The sequence below is a fragment of the Methanogenium sp. MK-MG genome (assembly GCF_009914725.1).
GTDB lineage: Archaea > Halobacteriota > Methanomicrobia > Methanomicrobiales > Methanomicrobiaceae > Methanogenium.
In genome coordinates, this window is the sequence record NZ_JAAAWJ010000061.1 from 1 (window position 1) to 11,673 (window position 11,673).

Below are 11,673 nucleotides of genomic sequence, written 5' to 3' on the forward strand. Positions count from 1 at the left end.
CCTGCCATGACCCGTGAGACGGTCTCACGGCCCGAACTTCTGCCGCCGCCCCGGTGATCCCGGCACCCGTACTTCTGGTGATAGGCAAGGTCGGCATGGCCCGGCCGGGCCGTGTCACGGAGGGTGTCATACGCACTGCTCTGTGCGTCCCGGTTCCGTGTGATCATCGCCACCGGCATACCGGTCGTCTCCCCTTCAAAAATCCCCGAGAGGACTTCCACCTCATCCGGCTCCTTGCGGGGCGAGGAGAGGGGACTTTTGCCCGGCCGCCGCCGGTCCATGAGGGGTTTCAGGTGTGCTGTGCCAAAGGGTATCTGCGGGGGGCAGCCGTCAACGACCACACCCAGCGCCGGCCCGTGGCTCTCGCCAAACATCGTACAGCGGAAATATCGTCCAAAGGTATTCATCCCAGTATCTCCCGAATCAGTGCAGCGTCTGCGGCAATACCGGTAAAGAGCCGCATCTGTTCCTGTGCCTGATATACAAACATCTCTGTACCCCGGATACACCGGCAGCCTGCAGCCCGTGCATTCCGGAGCAGCTCTGTCTCCGGCGGGGTATAGACGAGGTCAAAGACTGTCTGGTGCGCCCGGAGATCGCCTCTCTCAAGGAGGCTGCCGCCACGCCCTTCCATGCCCACCGGGGTTGCGTTCACAATCACATCCGTCTTTTCCGGATCATATGCTGCAGGCGTGCCGTATTCACACCCAAAGTGGCGGGCCATGTGACGGGCCCGGTCCGGCGTCCGGTTCAAAACAGTGACCTCCATCCCGAGGTCCTGCAGGGCATACACCGCCGCACGGGCAGCGCCCCCGGCCCCGAAGACCACCGCATGACCGGGCGGGGTGCCTGCCAGCGGCTGGCGGATACCCGTCCAGTCGGTATTTGCGCCGACAAAACGGTCACCGCACCGTATCACCGTATTCACCGCACCGATCGCCTGTGCGTCTGCTGTTATTTCATCACAGTATTGCATCACATCCGACTTGAACGGAATGGTCACCGAAAGCCCCTTCACCCCGGCTGACCGGACCATGGCCATAATGGCACCGAGGTCAGGCCACTCGATACGGGTATAGACACCGTCCATTCCACATGCTGCAAAGAGGGCGGTGAAGAGTTCGGGACTCCTGCTGTGCAGGCAGGGGTTTCCGATGACGGCAAAGATACCGTGCAAAGGCATGCCTCCCGCTCCGCAGAGGCGCTCTCTGGTCACCTCCCATTCGCTCCTCTCCATCCGGGTCTGCTGCAGAAATGCAACAAATTCCCTGCATACCGCAGCTGACCCGCGCCCCCCTAACAATGCCTGTATGCGGACAATGGCATCGGCAGGAGAGAGCATGCCGGTATCAATGCAGAGGTCGGCTGCTCCCCGGTAAAGAGGCAGCCGAACCTTCCGGACGGCGGCCATCTCTTGTGCATGGGACAGACCCGTTAACGGCGGGCGGGTGCTGCCTGCTGTCCGCGCCGCAAGGACAGCTGCAGCTGCATCGAGAAATACTGCGAGGCTGCCGGTGCGGAGTGCCTGCACATTGCCACTCAGCAGGATAGCACCGCCGCCCGTTGCCACCACCGCCTTCTCCGGCGGCAGTGCACGGATGGCTGCGGTTTCTGCGGCCCGGAATGCAGGTTCACCACGTTCAGCAAAGATGGCAGGGATTGACATGCCTTCTGCCTTCTCCACCATCACATCGGTGTCGAAGAACCGGTAGCCCAGAGCCTCTGCGAGAAGGGCTCCAATGGTTGTCTTCCCGCTGCCCCGGGGCCCGATGAGAACAATTCTCACAGAATTCCCCCTTCCCTGAGTGCGTCCCAGAATCCGGGATAGGATTTCTGCACGCATCCCGGGTGCAGGATGCCCACATCACCCCGCCCCAGGGCGACCACCGCCGCACTCATCACGGTCCGGTGGTCGTCCTCCGGGTCGATGGTGCCGCCGCCCGAAAGCCTGCCGGGGGTAATGGTGATAGTATCGTCTGAGACCTCTGCCACCGCCCCGCCGAGGGCTGCAATCCGGACCACTGCAGAGAGCCGGTCACTCTCCTTGACCCGCAGGTTACGGATGCCGGTGATCGTGGTCGGCCCGTCTGCAAAGGGCGCCACTGCTGCAAGAGTCAACACAACGTCAGGCGTGTTTCCCATGGCGGCAGTAATGCCTTTGAGCCTGCCGTCTGCAGTGACCGTGACAGCATGTGTGCCTTCTGTGACCCGGCAGCCCATCTCTGCAAGCAGACTGAGGAACACCCGGTCACCCTGGCAGGACTTGGGATTCAGGCGCGTCACCTCGACTGTCCCGGTGCAGACAGCGGCCATGGCAAAGAAGTAGGAGGCAGAGGAGTAGTCCCCCTCCACCGTATACGCTGCCGGGGTATACCCGCCGGGAGATACAGAGAAGCGGCGGTAGCCGTCCCTTGTCACCGGCGCCCCGAAGGTGGCCATCACATCAGCCGTGATATCCAGATATTCCCGCGACGCCGGCTCACAGGGAGTGGTGATCACCGTCTCCTCTGCAGCGCACGGAGCCGCCATCAGTGCAGACGAGAGGAACTGGCTGCTTGCGGAGGCATCAATATCCATATGCCCGCCCCGGAATTTCCCGTCCACACATACCGGCGGAAAGCCGGATTCCTTCAGGTAGTGAATCTTCCCGCCGGCGGTGTTCAGCGCATCCACCAGGGGTGCCACCGGCCGCTTCTGCATTCTTGGACTTCCGGTCAGGCAGACCGGCACATCTGCAAGAAGAGAGAGGGAGAGGAGCATCCGCATGGACGTCCCGGAACTGTGGCAGTCGATGGTGCATCCCGGTGATGCAGTAAATTTCCCCCCTGTGCCCTCCACCACGAGGTCACCGGTGCCGGTTATATCTGCGCCGAGCTGCCGGAGGGCAGTGACGGTCACCCCCGTATCCTCTGAGTGCAACGGATCGCGGACAACCGACCTGCCGTCTGCACACGCGGCCGCGATGAGCGCCCGGTGGGTGTAGCTCTTTGAGGGCGGTGCTGCGATACGGCCCTCAATACCGGAGACTTTCGGCAGGCGCAGGCTCATTTCCTGCCCCCCAGTTTGTCCGTACCAGCCGAGATCTTTGACAGACGCCAGTCTCCCGACTGCCTCCAGTGCCTTTGTGAGACCGGGGCCAATCTCCACATCAATGAAGAATATGTAGTTCCCCATACCCCGTTTGGACGGCCGTGACTCGATGCGGGTGAGGTTCAGGTGGTGGTGGTCAAACACCCCCAGCAGTTCATACAGCAGACCCGGCCGGTCTGCATGGGGGTCGATTATAAGAGAACACTTGCCGGTCGCGGGCCGGGTTTTGGGGCGGTCTGCCGATATGCGCAGAAACCGCGTGGTATTGTCTGCCGTGTTCTGGACACTGCGCTGCCGGAGGGGCAGCCCGGCCATACGGGCGGCAGTCTCTGTGGTGATAGCACCAGTACCAGGATGGGAGGCGGCCTGTGCGGCACTTGCACTGTTGCTCTCGGTATGGATAACCGGCACACCAAGCATGTCAATGAATTTCAGACACTGGTCATGCGCCTGGGGATGGGCATAGAGGGCGGTTATTTCTCCTGCAGGCACAACCGCGGCAAAGTGGTGGGCAACCGCGAGATATGCCTCCCCGGTGATCACCACGGTGGCACGGGAGAGACAGTCCATCACCGGGCCGACCGCACCGGCGTCACTGTTCTCCACCGGCACGATACCGTCGCACTTCCCTTCCGTTACCGCCAAAAAGACATCGGTTACGGTCGGAAAGAGCAGACAATCGTCATCCGTGAGGGCAGATGCCATCTCATGGCTGAACGTGCCTTCCGGCCCCAGACAACAGAGAGTCATTTCTCCACCAGACCCTGTATGAGCCGGTTTGTTGTCTTCATGGACGCAGGGATGACCGGTGCAAAGAATGCAGCATTCTCCTCGAAAAATGTGGCAAACCCGTCAGTATCATGGGTGCAGACAATCTCCTGCAGGCGTGCTGCGGCAGCAGAGAACGCTGTTACCACCTCACGCACCTCGGGATTGTCCTGGAGAATAGGCCCGTAGAGTCCCGCATCCTGTCCGAGGATGCGTCCTATAATCCCGGTCTCGATCTGGTATATCGGGCTCTGGTAGCGGAGCAGCACATCCGGTGCGGCACCAATTTCACGCATTGTCTCTGCGACAACAAGCGTAGAGAAATGCATCAGACCCTGAATAACTGCCATCATCCGGTCGTGCTCTGCTGCCGTTGCAACCGTCACCCGTGCCCCCTGCCGGGAGAGCATACCCATTAATTCATCCCCTGCGGCAGGCATGCACCGAGCGGGCACCGCAACCACCGTCTGACCCTCCAGTGACGAGACCCCCGGCCCGAACATCGGGTGCAGGCCTATTACCTGTGCGGGGGTGGCAAGCATCGCCTCCATCGCCCCCTGCTTTATTGAGGTGAGGTCGCAGAGAATCTGGCCGCCGGAGAGAAAGGGTGCAATATCATTGATGACAGCCACGGTATCCCGGATGGGGACCGAGACCACCACAATGCGTGCCTGCTGTGCAAGGTCGCGGGAACTGAGCGTTGTCGTGCGCCCGGAGACGATCACCCGGTAACCTTCTCTCTCAAAGACATCCCGGAAGAACCGCCCCATCTCCCCCCGGCCACCGATGATGCCCACCGTATTGGCGTCAGGTTTCACGAATCGTCTCCAGAACTGCCACCCCAAAATGACGGCCCCCCTGCTGCCGGTGCCCAAGGACAGTGTCACCCGGTTTCAGGGCGACAACCGATATGGCCATGCCTTCGGCACCCACAAGACGGACGGTCTCTGCATTCTGGAGCACAAGAGATGATTTCATCCCGGCCTGCTCCACTTCGACAAGGACCATGGGCCGTCGTTCGGTCTTCACCCTGCCGACCATCGCCATAGAAGTGGAACCATCCTCACGGGCCACCAGCACGCGGTCGCCTGCCACCACCTCAGAGAGATATTTGGTCTTCCCGTCAGCCATCAGCACGTAGGCATGCACCGCCCCCGCGTTCACCCGGAACGGCCGGGGTGCAACATACGGGTTCTCCAGTGTCTCGGCCTGCACCAGCAGGAAGGCAGATGAGGTATTGCCGATGAGCATCCCCTCCCCTTCCTGCATCAGGGAACAGGTATCGACACAGACCCGGTCGCCCATGATGCCCGGTGATATGGCAGTCACCGTGAAGGGCACAAGGTCATAATGCGGGGTGCTGGCACGGACACGGGCGGCAGTCGTGATTATTTCTGCCGGGTCGTCTGTCACGAGGCAGATGCCTGCCGTGCCGCGTTCGAGTACGGTCAGGGCTGTCTCTGCCTCTGCTGCGGTGTGCACCAGGGCAATGATACGGTCGGACTGTGATACGAGATTCTCCAGCGGGATTACCGACCAGTCAGTGGTTGTCACGATCACCGGTGCTGACTCTGCCAGGCGCAGTGCCTCTGCCTCGTCTTCCTTCCCGTCGATACAGACTTCATGCACATCGGTGCCCGGGATCAGGTCGCCGTCCGGTGCGATGACTGTCACCCTCCCGAGTGCCTGCAGCGGGGCCGCCTCTGTGGCCACCAGGGCATCTGCCCCCTGCTCTATTGCGGTCGTCGCACACTCCTTGCCACAGGAGCGGACATCCACCCAGAACGTCTTCATGCACCGCTCCCCAGCGCATCTTCCGGGGATACATCCTGGTGAACCACGCGGGTGATGGCGCGGATGAACCGGACCGGGTCGTCACGCTGGAAAGCATTTCTTCCCATCGCAACGCCCGCCGCACCGGCACCCACGGCCTCTTGGATCATCATAAGCGTCTCAAGGTCGCCGCCTTTCTCACCGCCTGCAACTAAGACCGGTACCGCACAGGCACGGGTAATGGCTGCAAAGCTCTCCGGGTCACCGGTGTAACTGGTCTTGATGATATCAGCGCCCAGTTCTTCTGCCACACGCACACAGAGGCCGATTGCCGCCGGGTCTGTGGAATTGACACCCTCACCACGGGGGTAGATCATGACGAGAAGCGGCATGCCCCAGCGGGTGCACTGCCGGGAGATGACGCCTGCCTCCTCGATCATCTTTGACTCGTTCGGGGCCCCCAGGTTGATGTGAATGGAGACACAGTCGGCACCGAGGGCGATGGCCTCTTCCACCGAACAGACCGAGACCTTGTCATTCGGGTCCGGGTTGAGTGACGTACTCGCCGAGAGATGAACGATGAGGCCGATGTCAGGCCCCGCCTTCCGGTGGCCGTGGCGCACCATGCCCTTATGGAGGACAATCGCGTTCGCACCGCCCTCACTCACCGCGGATATGACCTTCGGCATGTCATGAAGCCCGTAAATCTGCCCGACTGAGAAGCCATGGTCCATCGGTATGATGACCGACCGACCGGTATTCCGATTCATGATCCGTTCCAGGCGAATGGCCTTTCCGATCATACGCGGCCACCTGTTCTGAGGGTCTCTGCTGCCTCCTCTGCACTGCGGTGTTCGTGAACCACCTGCACCATTGCACGGACAAATAAGTCCGGGTGCGGGTGCTGGAAGGCATTCCTGCCGATGGATATACCCGCAGCGCCGCCTGCCATCGCCCCTTCGATCATCTGCAGGGTCGCGAGGTCATCTCCCCGTGCGCCGCCTGCGACCACCACCGGGACATGGCATCCAGCGGTGACCTCACGGAACGAGTCAGGATCGCCGGTGTATGGAGTCTTCACGATATCAGCACCCAGTTCTGAGGCCACCCGTGCCGCATGTTTAACCTCGCCTACCCCATTCTCATTGAGCACATTCGGGCCACGCGGGTACATCATCGCGAGAAGCGGCATACCCCACTCCATACACTCGACTGCGATACGGCCGAGGTCTTCGAGCATCCGTGCCTCAGAGTCGGCACCGATATTGCAGTGCACCGAGACACCGTCCGCCCCCATCTTCAGGGCATTGGTGACCGTATTTACCAGCACCTTGTTATTCGGGTCAGGCCCCATGTCAGTGCTTGCCGAGAGATGGAGAATCAGACCGATGTCAGGCCCGCCTTTCCGGTGGCCGTGCATGGCAAGCCCGATATGACCGATGACCGCATTAGCCCCGCCCTGTGCCACCAGGTTCACACTCTCATCCAGGTCGATGACACCTGCAATCGGTCCGCTCGACACCCCGTGGTCCATGGGAACGATCACTGTTGCGCCCGTGTCACGGTTCATTATTCTTTCCAGTCGGATTTGTTTTCCTCTCATGGTAGTATCTCCCGGCAGCAGCTGCCGAACAGAATAAAATGCACCTACCTTCAGAGAGTAAACGCAAACCGGTTAAAGATTGCGCTCACTTCACAGTAGGGCCAAAAAAACTGATAATAACGATATGTGTAGCGTGGAAAGCCTGTGCTAGGGCTGGAAGCCATCACGGGCAATACGCGTTCACCACACATTGGTCTGAGTATTAGGAATATCTCAGATATAAATATTTGCGATGACGGGAGGATACTGAAAAACTATATCAGTTACACCAACGTCCCGGCAAAGAAGATAAAAACAATTAAAACCTATTTTTTAATCACAAATGCGCAGGATTGGATTACTGGGGTGCGGTAATGTCGGCGAGATCATTGCACGCAAACAGGAGGGATTTATCATTGTTGCCCTCTATGACACGGCCTATGCCAGGGCACAGGCCGTAGAGGAGATGTGCGGGGCACAGGCATACGAGTCATTTGATGAGTTCCTTGCACAGGATCTGGATATTGTTGTGGAGGCTGCATCCGTTTCTGCGGTGCAGACCCACGCAGAAGCAATCCTTCTCGCGGGAAAGGACATGGTGATCCTCAGCGTGGGGGCCCTCACAGATGAACCATTCAGGGACCACCTGAAGGCGTGTGCGGAAAAGAACGGCAAACGGATATACATCCCGAGCGGTGCCATCACCGGCCTTGACAACCTGAAGGTCTGCCAGATTGCAGAGGTCAGCAAAGTGATGCTGCGAACCACCAAAAATCCCCGCTCACTGGGCATTGAGGCAGACAAACCAATGCTCCTCTTCAAAGGAACCGCACGTGACTGTATCCGCCGCTACCCGAAGAATATCAATGTCGCCGTTGCAATTGAACTGGCCTCAGGCCATGAGGTAGAGGTTGAACTCTGGGCAGACCCCGGCACTGACCGCAATACCCATGAACTGATTGTTGAAGGTGAATTCGGGGATATTACCATCAGGGTAAGCAACCGCCCCAGCCCTGAAAACCCGGCAACCAGTTATCTTGCCGCCCTCTCCATCCTGACATTGTTACGTAATCTCGACAACCCCATCCAGATAGGGACCTAAAACCATGAACACCAACCAGTTAAAACGAATTGATCAACTCAAAAAGGAAAAAAACGCGATCATTCTTGCCCATAACTACGAGCCTCCGGAGATCCAGGACGCAGCAGACATCATCGGGGACAGCCTTGAACTTGCCGTGAAGGCCCGTAGTGTCACAGAGGACACCATCATCCTCTGCGGGGTCCGGTTCATGGCAGAGACTGCAAAGGTGCTCAATCCAACGAAGACCATTATCCTCCCTGCACCGGATGCAGGATGCCCCCTTGCAGACTATCTCACGCCTGACATGGTGCGGGAGGCACGCAAGGCCCACCCGGGTGCGGCGGTTGTTCTCTACGTGAACAGTGACACTGCGGCAAAGGCAGAGGCGGATATCGTCTGCACATCAGCAAACGCGGTTGAGGTGGTGCGCTCACTCGAAGAGACCACAATTCTCTTCGGCCCGGACTCAAACCTCGCAGACTATGTCGCATCCCGGGTGCCGGAGAAACAGATCATTCCCCTGCCAAAAGGCGGACACTGTTATGTTCATGCAGTATTCACCTGCGATGATGTCATCACAGCGGCAGAGGATGGTTTTACAACGATTTGCCACCCGGAATGTCCCCGTGAAGTAAGAAAAGGCGCGGACGTGGTGGCGTCGACCGGCGGCATGGTAAGGATGGCAAAGAATGCCGATTCCTGGATGATTCTCACCGAAAAGGGCATTGCATACCGGCTTGAAAAACTCTTCCCGGACAAGGAATTCCGGGTCAGGGAGGATGCTGTCTGCGTGGATATGAAGAAGATAACCCTCGACATGCTGGAACACTCACTCATCACCGGAGAGTATGCAGTAGAACTCCCTGCAGACCTTATGGACCGGGCACGCGGACCCATCGAAAGGATGATGGCACTCAAACGGGAATAACAGGACCATGACACTCCGGGAAGACCTCCTCTGCTACCTGAATGAAGACATCCCGTTCGGTGACGTCACATCGCGGGCAGTGATCCCTGACCGCAGGTGTACGGCCCGCATCACCGGGAAAGAGCATGCGATCATATCCGGCCTTGCCGAGGCAGAGGCGCTCTGCACCCACTGCAACATCACCTTCACACGGAGAGTATCTGAAGGTGCAGAGATTCAGCCGGGTACCGTGATTGCAGAACTCGAAGGCACTGCAGCAACAGTCCTGATAGTAGAGCGCACCATGCTCAACCTGATGAGCAGGATGAGCGGCATTGCGACTGCAACCCGCCGGGTGGCAGAGGCAGCAGCAGCGGCAAACCCGAAGGTCCGTATTGCAGGCACCCGCAAGACCGCACCCGGACTGCGCCTCTGTGACAAGCAGGCACTGGTAACAGGCGGCGCTGACCCGCACCGCATGAGCCTCTCTGACATGATCCTCATCAAGGATAACCACCTGGCACTTGTGCCCCTCGAAGAGGCAGTCAGAAAGGCGCGGGCATACAGCCGGTATGTCAACGTGGAGGTGGAAGTGGAGACGGCAAAGGATGCACTCACTGCTGCCTGTTCCGGGGCAGACATTATTCTTCTCGACAATATGCTCCCACGGGACGTGCAGGGAACACTCGACCTCCTCACCGAACAGGGTGTCAGGGAACAGGTCGTAATCGAAGTATCAGGCAACATCACGCCGGAGACTATCGAGTCCTATGCGGTGCTGGGAATAGATACAATAAGCATGGGCAGCCTCACACATACAGTGAAGAATATCGACATTTCGCTTGACATCAGGGGTGCGGTGAACACGGTCAGAATTTTCTGAAGAGTATGTCCCACTGGAATTCTATTTTTTTGACTCAATACGCGGGAAAAAACCGGGTTTAGAACAGCACACTCCAAAGAGAGACACTAACACCCAAAGAAAGTAACCCGTTCTCTTAGATATCTGTTTTACAGAGATGTTGCCATGCTGTCTCTCAGGACGGCAGATACCGATAAAATATCAAAAAAAAGTATGGGGATTAGATCAGCTTGAAGAACGGGTGGTCTTCTGTTGCGACATCGACGCCCAGCTCTTTTGCTGCTTCTGCAAGGACAATATCGGTGAATGCGATTGCAGTAGATGCTGCTTCACAGTTCTCGATAGGTCCGTACATGATAAGGTCTGCACCAAGGGTTGCTGCCATGATGTTACATCCAATATCAGGAGCTGACCATGCGGCCTGCCTGATACCGTCCATACCACCAAAGTGGTGATGTCCCATCTGCTCAAGGAGAAGTTCCTTGCCCTCGTACTGCTTTGCAAGCACTGAAGGATTCTTTTTGGTTCCTCTCCAGCGTTTGAGCCATGTCCAGGAGACGGTCATGTTGTGGTATGCACCACCGGTTGGGAGACCATGGATTGCTTTGCATGCAAGAATCTCACGGAATGAACCACCTGACCCGAGACCGAGCGGTGTTGCTGCGGTATCAAGGATAGGGCGGGTAATGCCACACTCTTCTGCAATTGCAAGCATGGACTTCTCCTGACCAGCGACGCCACCCTCTGCGAGTACTGCCTCACGGCCCTTTACGGTTGGGTCGCCGGGGTTGAATGCCAGCACAATAGCTGCGTTAACGTCACTGTTCTTGAGTGCCTCAATGCTCTCAGGGAGGATTGAACCATTGATGGAGTTGTAGATAGCACGGTCTGCCAGTCCGACCTCAGTCACATACTTACATGCGTGAGCAAGTGCCTTAGGTTCAGACGAGTCCATCAGGAATGCCGTCTTGCTGTCAATGGAGTCAAACCATGAGAAGTAGTTCTCAAATGCCTCTCCTGATTCAGAGATGATCTGGATGAAGTGCTTCACACCGGTCTGGTCTGAAAGTTCCTGACACCTGTTCCAGAGCGCCTCTGCGCGATCCTTGTCAATTATGCCTTTCTCATCATCAATAACAGTCTCGTGTTTGTTATAGAAGATGGATGCACCGAGAACCCGGGGATATTCTCCAGGCTGCCCGCCAATCTTGGTACCGTTAAAATCGTGTACCGTCTGTTCTTTCTCGAATTTGAACATTTATTTATCCCTCCTCAGATAAATCCGCCTAACTTGGGGAGTAATACCAATAACATCATGAATACAATCAGACCAGCGACAAGGCCATAGAGAATACCTATGTCACGGCCGACCTTACGGCCATAGCGCTGAGCAAGTTCTGCATCAGCAAACTCCAGTTTTACCTCAATAGCATTGAGTTTTGCCTCAATCTCAAGGAACTGGGGGTTTGCTGTGGCAGAGACTGCACCGCCGGCACCGCCTTCATCATCGCTGACCTCGATTACCATCGGGTCTGCGTCGAATGCACCGGGGTCTTTCCCTGCACATTCGTTGATTTTTGCGGTGATCGCACCCATGTCTTCGCTTT

At 57.8% G+C, this 11,673-nt stretch carries 12 protein-coding genes and 1 pseudogene; 3 read left to right on the plus strand and 10 right to left on the minus strand.

Annotated elements, in window-relative coordinates:
- From MKMG_RS08635 to MKMG_RS08665, 8 genes and pseudogenes are all read right to left on the minus strand, one after another.
- On the minus strand, positions 1-407 hold a 407-nt coding region (locus MKMG_RS08635; protein ID WP_165077328.1), incomplete at its 3' end, for a chorismate synthase.
- The gene (gene aroE, locus MKMG_RS08640) at positions 404-1,786 is read right to left on the minus strand and encodes a shikimate dehydrogenase (RefSeq protein WP_216842895.1); all 1,383 of its coding nucleotides are present in this window, start codon (positions 1,784-1,786) and stop codon (positions 404-406) included. The genes MKMG_RS08635 and aroE, both read right to left, overlap by 4 nt.
- Positions 1,783-3,048 (minus strand): 3-phosphoshikimate 1-carboxyvinyltransferase, encoded by a 1,266-nt coding sequence (gene aroA / locus MKMG_RS11395; protein ID WP_174235647.1) that lies wholly within the window; start codon positions 3,046-3,048, stop codon positions 1,783-1,785. Before aroA ends, aroE begins: the two co-directional genes overlap by 4 nt.
- A gap of 60 nt (positions 3,049-3,108) precedes the next feature.
- Positions 3,109-3,840, minus strand: a pseudogene (locus tag MKMG_RS11400) (prephenate dehydratase); the annotation flags it as partial.
- Entirely contained in the window at positions 3,837-4,676 is an 840-nt protein-coding gene (locus tag MKMG_RS08650; protein WP_254059149.1) for a prephenate dehydrogenase/arogenate dehydrogenase family protein, read from the minus strand. The gene MKMG_RS08650 and the pseudogene MKMG_RS11400, both read right to left, overlap by 4 nt.
- A complete protein-coding gene (locus tag MKMG_RS08655; RefSeq protein WP_165077333.1) occupies positions 4,666-5,652 on the minus strand; it encodes a 3-dehydroquinate synthase II in 987 nt (328 codons plus the stop codon). Before MKMG_RS08655 ends, MKMG_RS08650 begins: the two co-directional genes overlap by 11 nt.
- Complete coding sequence (locus MKMG_RS08660) at positions 5,649-6,434, minus strand: 2-amino-3,7-dideoxy-D-threo-hept-6-ulosonate synthase (RefSeq protein ID WP_165077334.1); 786 nt, start codon at positions 6,432-6,434, stop codon at positions 5,649-5,651. Before MKMG_RS08660 ends, MKMG_RS08655 begins: the two co-directional genes overlap by 4 nt.
- On the minus strand, positions 6,431-7,234 hold the full coding sequence (locus MKMG_RS08665) for a 2-amino-3,7-dideoxy-D-threo-hept-6-ulosonate synthase (RefSeq protein WP_165077336.1): 804 nt from the start codon (positions 7,232-7,234) through the stop codon (positions 6,431-6,433). The genes MKMG_RS08660 and MKMG_RS08665 overlap by 4 nt, the downstream gene beginning before the upstream one ends.
- A 322-nt stretch (positions 7,235-7,556) precedes the next feature.
- Between MKMG_RS08665 and nadX the strand changes: the two genes are divergently transcribed.
- From nadX to nadC, 3 genes are read left to right on the plus strand one after another with little or no spacing between them, the layout of a single operon-like run.
- Positions 7,557-8,315 (plus strand): aspartate dehydrogenase, encoded by a 759-nt coding sequence (gene nadX / locus MKMG_RS08670; RefSeq protein WP_165077337.1) that lies wholly within the window; start codon positions 7,557-7,559, stop codon positions 8,313-8,315.
- Between the two features lie 4 nt (positions 8,316-8,319).
- A complete protein-coding gene (gene nadA / locus MKMG_RS08675) occupies positions 8,320-9,225 on the plus strand; it encodes a quinolinate synthase NadA (RefSeq protein ID WP_165077339.1) in 906 nt (301 codons plus the stop codon).
- 7 nt (positions 9,226-9,232) lie between these two features.
- Positions 9,233-10,087 (plus strand): carboxylating nicotinate-nucleotide diphosphorylase, encoded by an 855-nt coding sequence (gene nadC / locus MKMG_RS08680; RefSeq protein ID WP_165077341.1) that lies wholly within the window; start codon positions 9,233-9,235, stop codon positions 10,085-10,087.
- 199 nt (positions 10,088-10,286) lie between these two features.
- Here the strand turns inward: nadC and mtrH are convergent, their stop codons facing one another.
- Positions 10,287-11,324, minus strand: coding sequence for a tetrahydromethanopterin S-methyltransferase subunit H (mtrH, locus tag MKMG_RS08685; RefSeq protein ID WP_165077343.1), 1,038 nt, complete (start codon positions 11,322-11,324; stop codon positions 10,287-10,289).
- A 14-nt stretch (positions 11,325-11,338) separates the two neighbouring features.
- On the minus strand, positions 11,339-11,673 hold a 335-nt coding region (gene mtrG / locus MKMG_RS08690; protein WP_165077344.1), incomplete at its 5' end, for a tetrahydromethanopterin S-methyltransferase subunit MtrG.